The sequence below is a fragment of the Ruegeria sp. YTSC199 genome, from assembly GCF_059609725.1.
Map to the genome: position 1 here is coordinate 1 of NZ_JBXWMF010000020.1, position 17,121 is coordinate 17,121.

At 57.3% G+C, this 17,121-nt stretch carries 14 protein-coding genes and 1 tRNA gene; 8 read left to right on the plus strand and 7 right to left on the minus strand.

The features are described from left to right. Positions 1-171: 171 nt before the first annotated feature. Positions 172-570 carry a MerR family transcriptional regulator gene (locus AC2FEE_RS17865; protein ID WP_496866691.1) on the minus strand — a complete coding sequence of 133 codons (399 nt, stop codon included), beginning with the start codon at positions 568-570 and terminating at the stop codon, positions 172-174. Positions 571-669: 99 nt separating this feature from the next. On the opposite strand from AC2FEE_RS17865, the gene AC2FEE_RS17870 reads away from it, so the two are divergent. Further along, positions 670-993, plus strand: a complete 324-nt coding sequence (locus tag AC2FEE_RS17870; protein ID WP_496866692.1) for a hypothetical protein — start codon at positions 670-672, stop codon at positions 991-993. A 4-nt stretch (positions 994-997) separates the two neighbouring features. Then, positions 998-1,216 carry a GDCCVxC domain-containing (seleno)protein gene (locus tag AC2FEE_RS17875; RefSeq protein WP_496866693.1) on the plus strand — a complete coding sequence of 73 codons (219 nt, stop codon included), beginning with the start codon at positions 998-1,000 and terminating at the stop codon, positions 1,214-1,216. A gap of 434 nt (positions 1,217-1,650) precedes the next feature. On the opposite strand, the gene AC2FEE_RS17880 is transcribed toward AC2FEE_RS17875, so the two are convergent. Then, positions 1,651-1,740 (minus strand) — tRNA-Ser (locus tag AC2FEE_RS17880). Between the two features lie 258 nt (positions 1,741-1,998). Then, a complete protein-coding gene (locus AC2FEE_RS17885) occupies positions 1,999-2,880 on the minus strand; it encodes a LysR family transcriptional regulator (RefSeq protein ID WP_496866694.1) in 882 nt (293 codons plus the stop codon). A gap of 103 nt (positions 2,881-2,983) precedes the next feature. On the opposite strand from AC2FEE_RS17885, the gene AC2FEE_RS17890 reads away from it, so the two are divergent. The 5 genes from AC2FEE_RS17890 to AC2FEE_RS17910 all read left to right on the plus strand — a co-directional run bounded on the left by AC2FEE_RS17890 (position 2,984) and on the right by AC2FEE_RS17910 (position 11,522). Beyond that, complete coding sequence (locus AC2FEE_RS17890) at positions 2,984-4,159, plus strand: acyl-CoA dehydrogenase family protein (RefSeq protein ID WP_496866695.1); 1,176 nt, start codon at positions 2,984-2,986, stop codon at positions 4,157-4,159. A 35-nt stretch (positions 4,160-4,194) separates the two neighbouring features. Continuing rightward, the gene (locus AC2FEE_RS17895; RefSeq protein ID WP_496866696.1) at positions 4,195-5,817 is read left to right on the plus strand and encodes an AMP-binding protein; all 1,623 of its coding nucleotides are present in this window, start codon (positions 4,195-4,197) and stop codon (positions 5,815-5,817) included. A gap of 330 nt (positions 5,818-6,147) precedes the next feature. Then, entirely contained in the window at positions 6,148-7,809 is a 1,662-nt protein-coding gene (locus tag AC2FEE_RS17900) for a GMC family oxidoreductase (protein WP_496866697.1), read from the plus strand. A 504-nt stretch (positions 7,810-8,313) separates the two neighbouring features. Beyond that, positions 8,314-9,195: a FecR family protein gene (locus AC2FEE_RS17905; protein WP_496866698.1), complete on the plus strand. Its 882-nt coding sequence runs from the start codon at positions 8,314-8,316 to the stop codon at positions 9,193-9,195. A gap of 206 nt (positions 9,196-9,401) precedes the next feature. Continuing rightward, entirely contained in the window at positions 9,402-11,522 is a 2,121-nt protein-coding gene (locus AC2FEE_RS17910) for a CHASE2 domain-containing protein (protein WP_496866699.1), read from the plus strand. A 120-nt stretch (positions 11,523-11,642) separates the two neighbouring features. Here AC2FEE_RS17910 and AC2FEE_RS17915 read toward each other — a convergent pair whose 3' ends face one another. Both AC2FEE_RS17915 and AC2FEE_RS17920 read right to left on the minus strand, forming a co-directional pair. Then, on the minus strand, positions 11,643-12,389 hold the full coding sequence (locus AC2FEE_RS17915) for a pyridoxine 5'-phosphate synthase (protein ID WP_496866700.1): 747 nt from the start codon (positions 12,387-12,389) through the stop codon (positions 11,643-11,645). A gap of 9 nt (positions 12,390-12,398) precedes the next feature. Continuing rightward, entirely contained in the window at positions 12,399-13,049 is a 651-nt protein-coding gene (locus AC2FEE_RS17920; protein ID WP_496866701.1) for a pyridoxamine 5'-phosphate oxidase family protein, read from the minus strand. 60 nt (positions 13,050-13,109) lie between these two features. Between AC2FEE_RS17920 and pdxR the strand changes: the two genes are divergently transcribed. After that, positions 13,110-14,546, plus strand: a complete 1,437-nt coding sequence (gene pdxR, locus AC2FEE_RS17925; protein ID WP_496866702.1) for a MocR-like pyridoxine biosynthesis transcription factor PdxR — start codon at positions 13,110-13,112, stop codon at positions 14,544-14,546. Positions 14,547-15,241: 695 nt separating this feature from the next. Here the strand turns inward: pdxR and AC2FEE_RS17930 are convergent. Both AC2FEE_RS17930 and AC2FEE_RS17935 read right to left on the minus strand, forming a co-directional pair. Next, positions 15,242-16,468, minus strand: coding sequence for an NADH:flavin oxidoreductase/NADH oxidase family protein (locus AC2FEE_RS17930; RefSeq protein ID WP_496866703.1), 1,227 nt, complete (start codon positions 16,466-16,468; stop codon positions 15,242-15,244). Positions 16,469-16,606: 138 nt separating this feature from the next. Continuing rightward, positions 16,607-16,906: an ArsR/SmtB family transcription factor gene (locus AC2FEE_RS17935; protein WP_496866704.1), complete on the minus strand. Its 300-nt coding sequence runs from the start codon at positions 16,904-16,906 to the stop codon at positions 16,607-16,609. Positions 16,907-17,121 lie beyond the last annotated feature (215 nt).

Sequence of the window (17,121 nt, forward strand, 5' to 3'; positions counted from 1 at the left end):
CTAGCAGTCGATAACAACTGCACTTTGGCACGTTCGATGCCGGTGGAGCAGGAGCCATCCACCTCATCCGCTTTGGGTTGCCTTAGGATTGCTGCATGCGCGAAGCGCTGCATGCCATTGAAAGTCTGGTAAGGGCTTTGACCGCCAGTCGGTGCGAGCCGCAGAGAGCCCTTAGTTACCTTGTCTCGTTCGCAATTGGGAAAGCATTGGGCACGAAACATTTCCGCTGTCACAATTTGCCGCCAGTTCATCTAGCGCGGCCTCCAAACGTCTCAGCTCCTCAATCTTATCGCGCACATCGGCGATATGAAGCTCGGCCATCTCCTTCACGGATTGACAGTCTTCACCGTCGCCCTCCGACAGATCGAGCAGTGTCTTTGCGTCTGCAAGCGGGAAGCCTAATTCCCGGCACCGTTTTAAGAAGCGCAACCTTCCAACATCATGCTCTGAGTACAAGCGACGATTGTTGGAAGCCCGAGCGGGCTTAGGCACAATTCCTTCGCGTTCATAATAGCGGATGGTTTCAATTCCGACCCCGCTTTGCCGGGAGGCATCTCCAATCGCAATCATGTGATATTACCCTTCTTGATCCTGTAGTGGCTAAAGGAGTTATACGTCACTTGGGTCATCGCTGCAAAACCGTGCGGTGAAGACTGATGGAGGAACGGAATGCAGAAATACCTTGGCCTCAGCTATTTAGGATCGGTTTCAGCGCTTGGTGTGGCAACCTGCTGCGTTTTGCCCATGGCCATGATGTTGCTGGGGTTGGGTGGCAGTTGGCTCGCAATATTTGGGAAAATTGCGGCAGCAAGTTTCTACGTGCTGGCAACATCTACTGCGCTCGTCGCGTTGTCTTGGTTGGCATCGCACCGACGCGGATCAATCGGGCGGCTGAAATGGTGGCTTTTCGGAAGCACTGCCATAACCGGAATGGCATGGGTTATCGTGTTCAATGAGGCCCGGATCAACGACTACTTAATCATGCAGATGTGAGACGATGACAGAACAATCCGTGGTGCTTGAAAGCACGTTGACGTGCCCCAAATGCGGGCACACTGAATCTGAGGAAATGCCGACAGACGCCTGCCAATGGTTTTATGAATGCAGGTCCTGTAAGGCCGTATTGAAGCCGCTCGAAGGCGATTGCTGCGTCTACTGCTCGTATGCCACTGTGCCGTGCCCACCCATACAACTGGGCGATACCTGCTGTGGTTAAAGCAAAGGTCCGCATTGTCCACGTTGCTGACCTTGATGCCGATTGAACCGACTCAATGACCTACTGAAACCGTCAGATGACCGGTCTGAGCCCTTACCAGACCTTCGTCATCCTCCGTTACTTCGCTCGCGCACCAAGTCGCAAACCGCGCCCAGCAGACCTTGATGAACCGTGCCGCTAAGGTTCGCTTCATTCGAGCAGTGATGGCTACACTATCCTTTTGGGATTGGGCGGCAATGGTATTAGGAAAGGTGCGGCAGTCACATTGGAATACGCAATTTAGATGCGATGTACGAAGCGGCCAATGGATTGCAGTTGGGCATAACTGATTCATCCGTTGCATGTGGTGGCAACCAAGCGCATTTGGGAAGGCGGGTTTTTTTGGCGGGTATCGCAACTAGAGTCGAAAAATATCATTTAAATTCAATGACATATGGCGGAGACGAAGGGATTCGAACCCTCGAGACCCTTCCGGGCCTACTCCCTTAGCAGGGGAGCGCCTTCGACCACTCGGCCACGTCTCCGCCGACGGGTATATCCTTGCAAACGCTGGAAATACAAGGCCAATTCTGAACGAATTGGCAGTTTTCTTATAAATCCCGGAACTTCTTGAAATCACACCAAATAGCACTGCTTTTGACCGATTTCGGGCCGTATCCGGTCAACCGATTACAGCCTGGCGCAACCGGAACAGGTTTCAGATTCGCAATACGCATTGATGCGGCACGCACCCGTGCAAAGCATCGAACGTCGTACATGCCCCGATACCCCGCCTTGCGCCGTCAGTTTTTCAAAAGGTCAATGACCAGCCGCCCCTGAGCCGTGTCCCAAAGGCCTTCGCGGCCAAGAACCCAATACCCAAAATCCGATCGTGCGTGATGCGTCGACATGGGAACCAGGCTTTTCCCGTCGATCAGGTCCTGGATAATCCCCGTCCACCCAAGCGCGACCCCGCCCCCGGTCAGGGCAAGATGCAGCGCCATTCCGTGATCATTGACCACGACGCGGTTGTCCGAAAGGCGCCAATCGTCCTGAGAACGGTCCAGCCATGCCTCCCAACTCAGCCAGCGCCTTTCCGGATCCTCCTGTTCGATCAGCGGAATGTTGGAGATGTCTATGCTGCCATCCGGCTGCCGGTAGCGTTCAATCAGGCTAGGGGAAGCAACAGGACAAACAGCTTCGTCAATCAGCTTTCGGGCCTCGAATCCCGGCCAGTGCCCCTGACCAAAGAGAATCCAGCAATCTGCCGGCTCCAAAAACAAATCCGCGTCCTTGACCAGGGTGATCACCTTCACCTGAAATTCCAACCGCTCGGACAGTTCCGGCAGACGCGAAGACAACCAGTACGCTCCGATTCCCGGGTAGGTCGCGATTGTGAAAATCCCATCGCCCTCTTTCGCGCGAATCCGGGCCGCCGTCGTTCGTATATTTCGGAAAGCCCGTGACACAGTGTCATAGAGCTCACTCGCGTCCGGGGTCGGGACCAGACGCCCATGCGTTTTTTCGAAAAGAACGGCACCCAGATCCTGCTCAAGCTGCTTGATCTGATAGCTTATCGCTGGTTGTTGCACGTTCAGCGCCTTGGCTGCCAGCGTGAAGCTGCCATGCCAGTAGGCCTCTTCGAAGGCTCTCAGACCCTTAAGTGTCGGAAGGCTGTCAGCCATTGAAAAATTCAATCTCCTGCTCAGAATTTTCCACGTATTGTAGAAGAAAAAACTCGTTTAAACAGAAAAAACCATTCTAATGCCGGAATCTGGGAGGCCCCGCTTGTCCACCGATATTGAAAAAATTTTGAACGTCGCGCGCGAACATGCTGCCGCCGAGGTTGCCCCTAACGTTGACGCCTGGAACCAGTCGGGGGTTTGGCCGCGTGCAGTGTCGGACAAGGCAGGGGCTGCAGGTCTTACGGGTCTTTATGCCCCCAAAGAATATGGTGGTCAGGAGCTTTCCCTTGGCGACGGCATCCAGGTTTACGAGGAGCTTGGAATGGCCGACGGCGCCTATGCGTTCGCGTTGTCGATGCACAATATCTGCACCTTCGCTGGATGCGGCTATGGCACCAAGGTATTCAAAGAGCAGTGGGCGCGTGATCTTACATCCGGCCGGAAGCTTGCGAACTTCGCGTTGACGGAACCGCAATCGGGCTCTGACGCGACCAACATGTACAGCCGCGCCGTGATCAACACAGATGGCACCTGGACTATCAATGGCGCGAAGGCCTGGGTCAGCCTGGCGGGTGAGGCCGATATCTATTTCACCGTCGTGAAGACGTCCGATCAGCCCGGTCATCAGGATATGGCGATGATCGCCATCCCGGCCGACACACCGGGCCTGAGTTTTGGGCCGCGCTATGAAACGCCCAGCTACAACTTCCTGCCCCTGTCCGAGATGTACATGAAAGATGTCGTCGTCTCGGAGGACAATATCATCCTGCCAATCGGACAAGGGCTGCAGGGGTCACTTATGGCGATCGACATCGCCCGTGTGTCCATCGCCTCGGGCTGTTGCGGATTGATGCAGGCCGCGCTGGACACGGCGCTGAGCTATTCCAAGAACCGCAAAATGTTTGGCGGCAAGAACCTGGATCTGGATGGTATCCAATGGATGCTGGGCGATGTTGCGACCGAGTTGGAGGCTTCGCGTCTGTTGTACCGGGCGGCGGCAAACGCACTTGGAACGCCTGAAGGCCCGGTAATGGCAGCCCATGCCAAGCGGTTTGTCCCGGATGCAGCCGTCAAGGCGGCCAATACATGCACGCAAGTGCTTGGAGGGATGGGGTTGCTCAAACCCTATGGCCTCGACCGCCTGTCCCGGCTCAGCCAGATGCTGCGCATCGTTGACGGCACAACGGAAATCAGTCGGGTCGTTATTGGGCGCAGTCTGATAAAACGGGCAAAAACACTGCCAGATTTGCCGGTCCCCAAAGGTTTCGGAGAAACCTAAGTCAAGTCACGCTGGTCTGTTTGGGAGGGTTGACCATGCAAAAACACTTTGAAGCGATGGAAAAGACAGCGGCCAACCATGTGCCACTGTCCCCGCTATCCTTTCTAAACCGGGCGGCGGCGCTGCACGGGAAACGCACGGCGGTTGTTTACGGGGACACTCGGCGCGATTGGGATGAAATTGTCCATCGCACGCGCGCGGTTGCGCGCGGGCTGGCTGAAATGGGCATCACCAAAGGTGACACGGTTTCCGTTCTCTGCCCCAACATTCCCGAACTGTTCGAACTTCATTTCGCCGTGCCCTTGTCCGGTGCCGTTTTGAACACGCTGAACACGCGGCTGGAGCCTGAGACGATAGCCTACATTCTCAGTCACGCCGATACGAAGCTGGTGATTGTCGACCGTGAGCTCGTACCGCTTTTGTCCACTGCTCTTGCCCTGCTCGATCGTGAAATCCCGGTCGTGGAAATCGCCGACCCGAATGCCGCAGGCGGAGACAGCCTTGGCGGGCTAGACTATTGCGAACTTCTGCAAAACGGCGAACACGCTGGCCCGGCTCTACCCGAGGATGAATGGGACGCGATTGCGCTGAACTATACCTCGGGCACCTCCGGGCGCCCGAAAGGCGTGGTGTATCACCACCGCGGCGCTTACCTGATGGCGCTTGGAACCGTGGCGGCGTGGCAGATGCCCAGCTATCCGGTTTACCTGTCCATTGTGCCGATGTTTCATTGCAACGGCTGGGGACACCCGTGGGTGATGGCGCTGCAAGGGGGAACCGTGGTGTTTACCCGCGTGCCTGCCGCAGACAAGATCATGGCGTCGATCCACGAACATGGCGTGACCCATTTGGGCGCGGCCCCAATCGTGCTGCAGATGCTGGCCGAACTGGACAACAGCGGAACCTACCCTTTTTACCCGGCCATCAAAGTGATGACCGCAGGTGCGCCGCCCCCACCTTCGGTTTTGGAGAAAACTACGGCGATGGGCCTGGACGTCATGCAGGTCTACGGCCTGACCGAAACCTATGGCCACATTTCTCAATGCCTGTGGCAGGAGGAGTGGGCTGACGAAAGCCCGGCCGAGCAGGCGCGTCTGCAAGCGCAACAAGGCATCGCCTTCCCAATGGTCGAATCCGTTGAGGTCATCGACCGCGACCGCTGGGAATCTGTCCCCCGGGATGGCGAAACGCAGGGTGAGATCACCATTCGCGGCAATACGGTCATGAAGGGCTATTACAAGGACGCTGCTGCCACGACCGAGGCATTCGATAACGGGCATTTCTGGTCCGGAGACGCCGCCGTGGTCAACCCAGACGGCTACATGCAGATCCGGGACCGATTGAAGGACGTCATCATCTCGGGCGGTGAAAATATCTCTTCGGTTGAGGTAGAGGCCGTTTTGTACCGCCACCCTGCCATCCAGGCGGCCGCAGTTGTGGCCAAACCCGACCCCAAATGGGGCGAGGTGCCCTGTGCCTTTGTTGAATTGCGACCGGGCCACAAAGCGGAAGCCAGCGATATCATAGCGTTTTGCCGGGAACATTTGGCCGGGTTCAAGGCACCCAAGTCAGTAGTGTTTGCTGACCTGCCCAAGACTTCGACCGGGAAAATCCAGAAGTTCCAACTCAGGGAAAAGATAAAAGCCGCTGAGTCCTGACGGACCGGCCCTTTTCACCCCTTGGGCAGCCTGCGCCGCGCCCTGATGACCATCCTTTGGGGCCGACACTTCGCAGCAAGATGCGAACCCATCAAGAAACCGCGAAAGGCTTCTGGATGGGGAGCACCCCTTTTGCTAACGTCGCCCCGAACATGACCACTTACCGTGAAAAAAAATCCGGCCCCGCCTTATACCGCGCCTACTCAAAGTGGCATTGCCGGAGGTGCGGTTTGGCACCACACCGGGACCCATCCTGCAGCTCTGTCCGAATAACGTTCTGGAGACGTCTGATTTCGCCCTGCCCACAACCCACCGACCCGGAGCCCGACCATGTCTGCCGAAACGTTTGATTACATCGTCGTAGGTGCTGGCACCGCCGGTTGCCTGCTTGCCAATCGCCTCAGCAAGGACCCGTCGAAAAGGGTGCTGTTGCTGGAAGCCGGTAAAAAGGACACCTACCCCTGGATTCACATCCCGGTCGGTTATCTGTACTGCATCGGCAATCCTCGTACCGATTGGCTGTATCGGACCGAGCCAGACAAAGGCCTGAACGGCCGCGCGCTACTCTATCCGCGCGGCAAGACATTGGGCGGTTGTTCCTCGATCAACGGCATGATCTACATGCGCGGCCAGGCGCGGGACTATGACAACTGGGCCAAGTTAAGTGGTGAGGAAGACTGGAGCTGGGAAAACTCGGTCCCGGACTTCAAGGCACATGAAAACCACTACAAGCTGGACAATGGCGCCGATCCGAAAACCGGCAACAACAGCCGGTTTTCGGACCTACATGGGCATGGCGGCGAATGGCGCGTAGAAAAGCAGCGTCTGCACTGGGATGTGCTTGATTCCTTTGCCAGCGCCGCAGTCGAGGCGGGGATTGAACCGACCGATGACTTTAATTCGGGCGACAATGCCGGGGTTGGGTATTTCGATGTGAACCAGAAATCGGGTTGGCGATGGAGCACCTCGAAAGGCTTCCTCCGCCCCGCGAAAGAGCGCCAGAACCTAGCCATCTGGACCGAAGCGCAGGTCGAGCGCCTAACCTTCGATACTGCCCCCGATGGCGCAACCCGCTGCTCCGGCGCGGTCGTGAGCCGCGCGGGGCATTCGGTGACTGTGTGTGCCTCCGCCGAGGTCATCCTGTCGGCAGGTGCCATCAACTCGCCACAGATCCTTCAACTGTCGGGCATCGGCAATGCCGAGTTTCTGAAGTCCCACGGCATTGACGTGGTGCTGGGCGCGCCCGCTGTTGGACAAAACCTGCAGGACCACCTGCAGATCCGCGCAGTGTTTAAGGTGGACGGAACCAAAACCCTCAATACGCTGGCCAACAGCCTTGTCGGCAAAGCCAGGATCGGTCTGCAATATGCCCTGCAACGCTCTGGTCCGATGAGCATGTCGCCCAGTCAGTTGGGGGCCTTCACTCGGTCCGACCCGTCCCGCGCGCATCCGAACTTGGAATATCACGTCCAACCACTGAGCCTTGAAGCCTTTGGCGAAGATCTGCACGACTTCCCGGCCATCACTGTCAGCGTCTGCAACCTGAACCCGACCAGCCGCGGCCACGTCCGCCTCCGGTCGAACAAATACACCGACGCGCCAATGATCGCGCCGAACTATCTGGCCACCGAGGATGACCGTAAGGTCGCCGCCGACAGCCTGCGCCAAGTGCGCGAGATCATGTCCAAACCGGCGATGCAGAAATACAATCCGCAGGAATGTAAACCGGGCGTTCAGTTCCAGACTGACGAAGAACTGGCAAAGCTGGCCGGCGACATCGCCAACACCATCTTCCATCCCGTAGGCACGGCAAAGATGGGGCACGAGGACGATCCGACCGCTGTGGTCGATCCCTATCTGAAGGTCAAAGGCATCAAGGGGCTGCGCGTGGTTGACGCCAGCATCATGCCCGAAATCACCAGCGGCAACACCAATGCCCCTACCCTGATGATTGCGGAAAAGGCTGCGCGCTGGATTCTGGACGGTCGGTAGCCCAACCAACACCTTGGCCCCGGGTTCTTTGGCGGATCTGGGTTTTTCGTCGGATCAGAGACCGGGACACTGCAGATCAGAGCGCAATGGTCATTGGCACCTATATGCCCAACGGCCCGCCAAAGAAAAGCCAGGCCAATGCAAGCTGAACAACAAGCCTATCCTCAAACATGATCAGCTCAATGTTATTCCATTCGGATATCGACGCATCTCACACAGAAAACTTGCAAGATGCGCAGGTTTTAAGGCATATTTGTCTGAATTTAAAAAGTTCAAATTCATACAATTGAATTTCTTGAGGCTGGACCGAGCGGCGGGCGCTATGCGCCCGAGACCACCTGTGGGGGAAGGAAGTTGGTTTTGGCTTGGTTGAGATTGTTACTCGTTTATTGTTGTGTTTTGCTACTGCCATCGCAGGTTTTAGCTGAAATCGGGAAAGTCATAGGCGTCAAACAAGGCGCACACATCACGCGCGCTGGGAAAACCCAACCGTTGCAGGCTGGAATGGGAGTTGCTTCTGGCGATTCCATTTCGACCGACCGCAGCGGTGTGGTTCAGCTTGTTTTCGTTGACGAAACCAAGATTGCCATCGGCCCAAACGCACGCATGATGCTGGATGTGACAATGCTGCGCGGCAACCGAAAGGCCAAGAATTTCGCGGTTCAGGCATTGGGTGGCAGTTTTCGGTTTATCTCCGGCAAGAGCAAAAAGCGCGCCTATTCCATCAACACTCCGACCGCGACCATGGCGGTGCGGGGCACAACCTTCGACCTTTGGGTCGTTCCCGGCACTCAAAGTGCCATGCTAGTTTTGCAGGGTCGGGTAGAAATGTGCGGCCAGAGCGGCAATTGCCGTGAAGCCGGGCGCCAGTGCAGCCTTCTGGCAACGACGCAAGCCGGCAGAATTGGTCGCCCTGTCGACCAGGAAAGCTATGACAAGGCCCTAAAAAACGGGTTCCCCTTCGTTCAGTCGCAGGAACAGCTGCTGGCCCCTTTGCAAGTAGACTTCAGGGGTTGCGGAACAGACACCCTGCCGCCGCCACCGCAACGGTCCGAGGCGCGGGAAACCAGTTCCGATCGCGGCCAACAAGGCGGTGTTGAAAGCGCCGCGGCTGCAGAGTCGCGCAGTGAAACTCCTTCGGGGCAAAGCGTCGGTCAGGGGAATGGTGGCAACATCGGCAGCAATACCGGCGGCGGCAACGGCAATGGCGGCAATATCGGTGCCAGCAGCGGCAGCGGGGATGGGCGCGGTGGTTCGATCGGTGGCGGCTCGGGCAGCGGTGGTCCGGGAAGCGGCGGCACAATCGGCGGCGGTGATACCGGAGGGTTCGGGGGCGCTCCCGGCAGCGGCGGCGCTGGTGGAAACGGCGGCAACAGCGGCGGCTGAAGACATAATGGCCCCGCAAGATCACACCATTTCAGGCGATGTCGTGGCGGCACCCGCACGGCCAGGGATGACCACGGCATTCGGAGGCTAACGTGACCGGAAAGCCCAGAGAAAGAAAGGGGCGACGGCGAGCCTTTCAGCTTGTGGGGCTTGGATTGATTCTGTTTGGTTGTTTCCTGAGGGTCCTCGATCCTTACCCGGTGCGGATGACGCGGCTGATTTATTTTGACCTCCTGCAGCGCATTTCGCCGCGAGAATACAATCCCGACCTTCCCGTGCGGGTGGTGGATATTGACGAACAGTCGCTGGCCAACTGGGGGCAATGGCCCTGGCCCAGAACCCTGCTTGCGCAGATGGTCAAAAACCTGGGCGAATACGGCGCTGCCTCCATCGCCTTTGACATGCTTTTCATCGAGCCCGACAGATTCTCACCAACGCGCCTGCTGAACGATCCTGCTCTTGCCGGCGTGGTTTCGGTGGACCGTCATGCCTCGAAACTGGACAACGACGTGCTGTTCGCACTGGAGATCGGCAACTGGCCGGTCGTTCTGGGCGCGGCTGCCCGGCAAGCAGGTGACGGAAGGGCCGTCACGCCTCACGCTGGCATCATAGAAATCGGGGAAACGCCAACCGCGGGGCTAGTCACAGTTCCTCATTGGACACCCCCTGCCCCGCCGCTGGATCGCAGCGCAGCAGGCATCGGCGGGGTCAACGTTTCGCCTCTGGGCGGCATGGGCATCATACGCCGCGTTCCCATACTATGGGGCGGCCCGGACGGGACGCTGCCGGGGCTGGGTATCGAAGCGCTCAGGGTCGCACTGGACGAACCCATCATCATTGCCGAGGGTACCCCGGACGAAGCTGGTATCATGCTGGCGGTCGAGATCGGAGAGTTCCGACTGCCCACCACGGAAAACGGCGAAGTCTGGGTTCGGTACCGGCGCGATAACCAGGATTTGTACCTGTCGGCAGACGATATCATGCAGAGTCCGGACGATCCCGCTCTGCGCGCCGAGATCGAGGGTCGGATCATTCTGGTCGGCACCTCAGCCGCCGGGCTGTTCGACATGCACCAGACGGCGCTGGGTGAGTCCGTGCCGGGTGTGTCGATCCACGCACAAATCCTCGAACAGATCCTGACTGGGGAAATGTTGAGCCGTTCGGATGTGACAGCAGCCCTTGAATTGCTGTCATTCGTCACTCTTGGCATCGTGGTCACAGCCGTCATGGCCCGGTTCGGCGCGGTGGCCTCGTTCGTGGCGGGTGGCGCCTCTGCGGCAGTTGTTCTCGGCATCAGTTGGCTGGCGTTCCAGAACCAAATGATCCTGTTCGATGTCACTTTTCCGTTGATGGGCGGCATGGCCAATTTTGGCCTTCTCGCGGGCTATCTGTTCATATCGACAGAGCGTGAAAAGCGGGTGATCCGGCAGATCTTTTCTCACTATGTTGCACCCGAAATTCTGGATGAGATGGAGGGGACGGGCCATCAGCTGCAACTGGGGGGTGAAACACAGGATATCACCGTGATGTTTTCCGATATCCGGGGCTTCACCCCGCTGTCCGAGTCGATATCGGCCACGGATCTTGTCGCCCTGCTAAACCAGTTGTTTTCACAGATCGGGGATCAGATCCTGCTGGAACGAGGCACCATCGACAAGTTCATAGGCGATGCGGTGATGGCCTTTTGGAACGCGCCGCTGCCGGTCGAAGACCACCCTTGCCGCGCGGCTCAGGCGGCGCTTCTGATGCGGCAGGCGCTGATCGAATTCAATGCCTCGGAAGCCATGAAGGGGCGGCCGCCGATTGCCCTAGCCACAGGCTGCGCCACCGGTCGAGCCTGCGTCGGCAATATCGGGTCAAAACGTCGGTTTAACTATACCGTTATTGGGGATGTGGTGAACGTCGCCGCGCGGATCGAACAAAGCTGCCGCCATGTCGACTATGACATTCTGGTTTCCTGTTCGGTTTACGAGAAAACCAGGCACGACATGGCTATGCTTGAGGCCGGATATGTCGATCTCAAGGGACGAACCGATCTGGAGCCCGTATTTGTTCTGGTCGGTGACAAATCCATGCTGAACACGCCCGCGTTTCAAAAGCTGGCGGCAACCCACCAGACACTGATTCGGGCTATTCGAGATCGTCAACCACCGGATCAGGTCGAAGCGATATGTGAGGATTGCACAGCTCAGGCGCGTCATATCGAACCCGGCTTGCTTAAATTCTATGGCGCGCTGTCCGGCCGAGCAGCAGATTTCAGATCAGACTTCCAGTCCAGCCAACTGATTTTCAGCCATCACGAGCGCGAAAAAACACCATCTGCCTGAGTTCTTCGAACAGGCGACAAGCCAGACGCACCGGGCGTGTCGCGTGCGGCTATCCGAGGCGGGAAACGCTAGTCTGCCTTCAATTTCGCCTTATTCGGCAGTTCCACCCCCCTGCATCCTTCATCCCTTGGAAGGCGCACAGGCGCCCAAATAACGACGAACAGTTTCAGCCATCCCGAATGTCATCGCATCGCAGAACAGTGCATGGCCGATGGAAACCTCAGAGATCGACGGGACGCGGGTGATCAGCTTGCGCGCGCCGCTGACCGTCAGATCGTGCCCTGCGTTGACTTTCAAACCCTGCGCCTCGGCCGCGGTCGCAGCCTCTGCCAGACAGTCAAGTTCCCGGGCTTCCGCAGCGGGATCACTGTACGCGCCGCCGAATGGGCCAGTGTAAAGCTCGACCCGGTCCGCGCCTGTTCGAGCCGCGCGGACCATATGCGCCGCCTCCGGGTCGCTGAACAGCGACACGCGATGGCCGTGTTTCTTAAGCCCTGCAACCAAGTCTGCAAGCATCGCGCCCTGTGTCTCGAAATCCCAGCCATGGTCGCTTGTCGCCTGCGCAGGATCATCAGGCACAAGTGTCACCTGTTCCGCACGAACCTCGTGAACAAGTGTTAGAAACCGCGCGTCGGGATAGCCTTCGACATTCAGCTCCCGATCCGGAAACTCTGCATCAAGCAATGCGCGCAGCGCCCGCACATCGCCGGGTCGGGTGTGGCGCTCGTCTGGCCTGGGGTGAACCGTCACACCCGCGGCACCTGCGGCAAGGGCGATCCGGGCCAGATCCAATATATCCGGCCACGGGTGTTCCCGCCGGTTTCTCAGCAAGGCAGCAACGTTCAGGTTTACCGAAAGATCTGTCATGTCGCTGCCCTACAACCGAAAAGACTGCACATGCGCGGGCACCGACACACCGTCGATATTGCGGGGGTCGGGGATCGGCTCGCCAACCGTGGTGCTGACAGGAATGACTCCGGCCCAGATCGGCAGGCCGTAATCCTCTTCCTCGTCCTTGGGTCCGCCGGTGCGTATCTTGGCACTACCTTCGGAAACCTTCATGCCCAGCACCATGGTCGCCTTCAGATCCTGCGCGTGATCCGGCCGCAGGCCTTCATAACGCCCGGGAAACAGGCCATTCACAAACCGGCCAAGCTTGGCCAGTTTTTCCTCAGGGTCTTCGACTTTGAGTGCCGTCCCGAACAGCGTAACCGAGCGCGTATTGACCGAATGGTGCATCCCGGACCGGGCCAGCACAAAGCCATCAAGGATCGCCACCGATAGACACACCTGCGCGTCGCGCGCATTGCGCAACGCGCGACTGGCCGAAGAGCCGTGCCAATAGACATGGTTGCCTTCGCGCCACTGCAGCGTCGGCGTGACAAAAGGTTTGCCATCTATCACGTATCCCACGCTGCACATAGGCTGCGCGTCCAGAATTTGGTTGATCGTGGCGCGGTCGAAATGCCCCCGCTCGTGCGATCTGCGCAAGCGCGTTCTGTCGGTTATATCCAGTGTCTCGTTCATATCCGTCGCTCGGGTTTGTTCTTGCTATGACCGTAATGCCCGGATATTGGGTGTTGGCAAATGTCCAATTTTAAATCTTTTTCTAAGGCCAATTTGCACCGCGACCTGTTCGCGATTTCGCTGGATTCATCGCTGAAGACGTCATTGCAGGCCCAGTTGCTGGATGCATTACGGCGCGTTGTCTCCAAGTCTCCGGACCTGGTCGGCGCGCGGCTTCCTGCCAGCCGGACTCTGGCGTCCGAGCTTTCGATCTCGCGCACCACGGTTCAGGCGGTCTATGACCAGATGATCAGCGAAGGATATCTGGTCGCCCGGCAAGGCAGTGGAACCTTTGTTGCCAGCGAAATCACCCACCTGTCGCAGCCACAGCCAATTTCCCGCCCGGCGGGTCCCGTAACCGCGAAATGGCGCCCCTTCCAAACCGGGCTACCCGATCAAACCCTATTGCCGCACCGGCAGTGGGCCCGCCATCTTGAACGCGCATGGCGCAGCCCGGCACCCGAGCTTTTGACGCGCCCGGACCCTCTGGGCTGGTATCCACTGCGCGAAGCAATTTCGGACCACCTTTCCGCGTGGCGCCATCTGAACTGTGATCCCGGTCAGGTGGTGATCACCTCGGGCGCACGCGAGGCTTTCGAGGTGATTTTCCATGGTCTGCTTGGTGCAGGCAAACAGGTCGCGATCGAGGATCCCTGCTGGCCCAAACTGCATACGATCCTTGCCGACACGGGCAACAGCGCCCGTCCCGTCCGTATCGATCGGGACGGGCTGGACGTGGCCAGAATTCCGCAGGGCATACATGCCACGATCGTTACCCCCTCGCGGCACTATCCTACGGGTGTGAGCCTACCCCTGTCCCGCCGGGTTGCCCTGCTGGATTGGGCGCGGCAAACCGGTGCGGCGGTGATAGAAGATGACTATGACAGCGAGTTCCGATATCGCGGGCAACCTTTGCCCTCCCTCTCGGGTCTGGACGGCCTGACGAACACGATTTACCTCGGCAGCTTTTCGAAACTGGTCAGCCCCGCGCTGAGGATCGGGTACCTGGTTGTTCCTAAGAGTTTTTTACACAACACCCTGGCCTACCTTGGTCGCGTCGGTCCGCGCGCCTCGTTGATCCCGCAACCCGCCTTGGCGGCGTTCATGAACAGCGGAGAGTTTGCGATGCACCTGCGACGGATGCGCCGGGTCTATGCGCGGCGTCAGAGCCGCCTGCTTGAAGCGCTGTCCCCGGTAGCGGGCCTTCTAAACCTTCAACCTGACTCCTCGGGAATGCACTTGTGCCTGCCGCCAAAGGCATTGCTGGTTGACCGGATGTCGGATCTTGAGATCGGCAAACGGGCCGAGCAAAGCGGTCTGCGCGTCAGCGCCTTGTCCGCCCACTGCGTTTTGCCCGAAAAACTGCAAGGCTTGTTGCTTGGATATGCAGCTTTTGACGAGGACACGCTCTCGAACGCGGCAGATCGATTGATCACCCTCCTTCGCACACACGCCTGAACTGTCGTGAAAAGCAGCCGCCAGAGCCGCACCAGCACACGGTGTAGTTTTACGCCAGCGCTGGAGAAACGTGAAATCATGAAAGCAAAAAATGAATATTTGAAATTTGGAATCGCGGAGACTGTGAGGGGAGGTTCACCTGCTTCGACAGTCTTTCTGTTTGTTAACGTTGGTACCCGTCTCAAGTAAGGATAGGCTGAATGCCGCTATCAACGACAAATCTGCTCCAATTCATCCTTGGAGCGGGTGGATGGAATTCAACATCCAGAATGTCCTTGAGCATCACGCTAATGCATTTGTTGAGTGGTGCTATCTGCACGAGAAACGAGACAAGGGCTTGAGCTTCAATTTCACAACATTCGTAGCAGTGTTCAATTTGGTCATGGACGAAATCTGAAAGCGCTCTGAAACGCCGAGCATCCGGCCACAACAGCCTTTCTATTCGCGATTTTTTGTTGTCACGCGTGGTTTTAGCTGCCGATCAAGGCTTGTTGCTTCGACGAGTGTCCGCTTCAGGTCGAAAGTGGCGGCTAGCCGAAAACACACTACAACCCACTGCAATTAACGCGCTGCCTTCCCCCTCAGGCAGCCTTATTAGACAAAACCGTGTCCTCGGCTGCGCCTGCAGGCCGCTCCACTATTGTCGAATAGCGTTGCCTTGCCGTTAATCGCGACGTCGGAACCGTGCTTAAAATTTACTGGCATTTCGCGGCAGCCCATCGTCGAGTAATGTTCTCAATTTCAATCTGATATTGCTGGTGCCCCTCTACGACGGATTGCTCCAAATCGGCTTGACCTTCCTTGCCCAGGCGCGCGATCTGCGTGCAGAACCAGCCGAGCACCGCGCCACGGGGAAGGTCTTCAGCGGGCGGGAAGCTTTCTTCGATAGCTGGTGCCCGTTCGATTTCTCCAGAAAGCAATCTGGCGGCAAACCCCGGCTCGGTGATGAAAGGCCGACCGATGCCAATAAGGTCAGTCTTTCCGGTCCCTATCGCATCATTCATGACACTCGCCGATCTAAATCCGCCGGTGACCATCAGCGGGATGTTCAGCGCATCTTTGATCGCAGCCGCAAATTCTAGGAAATATGCCTCGCGAATTTCCGTAGAACCGCTCTTTTTCGCATGTGTATACGCTTTGGGTGCTTCGAAGTTACCGCCAGAGATTTCGATGAAATCAACGCCTTCTTTCTCCAGCATCGCCGCGACCCTAACCGATTCCTCGTGATCGAAACCGCCTTTCTGAAAATCGGATGTGTTCAGTTTCACCGCAACGATGAAGCTCGGGCTCACAGCCGCCCGAACAGCTCGCACCACTTCCAACACCAGCCGCGCACGGTTTTCGAGTGGCTCCCCACCCCAACGGTCGGTGCGTGTATTGATCCGGGGTGACAAAGAAGAGCTAAGCAGATAGCCATGCGCAGAATGAATTTCTACCCCGTCAAATCCAACGTTCTGCGCAATTTTTGCTGAATTGATGTACTTCTGAATTAATCCGGGAATCTGCCCTTCTGTAAGCGGATTAGGCTTGCCATAGCCGGGCAGATCAAGCCTGACGTCCGATATTGAAGTCGGGCTAGGATTTACGCGTTCTGGCGTTTGCCGCCCCGCGTGTGAAAGTTGGGCCAGCATCTTCGCGCCGCCAGCCTTTCCGGCCTCAACGAGAGCCGAAACTTTGGTCATGTCTGAATCCGGATCGAGAACAAAGTTACCGGCATGCTCAAGATGCAACCGATCTACAGGAGTATTACCCGTAATAAGAATACCAGCTCCACCTTTACCCCATTGTGCAAACAGATCAATGTGCGCCTGGGACGGGTTGTTGTTTTCGTCTCCAAGGGCCTCCGACATGGCAGACTTCACGATCCTGTTTCTGACCGTTGTGCCATTCGGCAACGTGAGCTCTTTGTTGATGTTAGTCACGGCAACTCTCCTTGTTTTTCGAACACTGAAGTTTGATGGATCACCTTCCCTGCATAATATTTTGGATATCTCGATATCTAGATATTTCTGAACACACCTTCGACATGCTGTTGATGCCGGCTTAGGCAATCGTCGCGGCTAGATTTCCTTCCCGAACGTAGTCAGGAATTGTTGGATGGCTTCTTCGTCGCGGCGATAAAATGTCCACTGTCCATGTCGTTCCGACACTACGAACCCTGCGTCCTTCAGGTGGTTCATATAGGTGGAAATGGTGGATTGTGAGAGACGCGCCTTCTCTTGGATGTATCCGACGCACACGCCCTCTAGGTCTACATGCTCCGGCAAGGGTGGTGGAAAATTGGAGCGGTCCTTGAGCCAAGCGAGTATGTTGCGGCGAACCGGGTTGCTAAGCGCTGAAATGGCTTTATCAATGTCCATATATCGAGATATACCGATATCCCGTAGCATGTCAAGCCCGTTCTATTCTACGGTGAACCAATAGACCAGCCGCTCGCTCAAAGCGTAGCATCAGTCGAATTGGGCCCCTTTGAAACCTTCACCGCGCTCTGCAGAAGGGTCCGGTTTTGGTTTCTCGGAAACAAGACAATTGCGGAAAATGCCTAAACATCGCTGAACGAATTGTTATGAGAAGC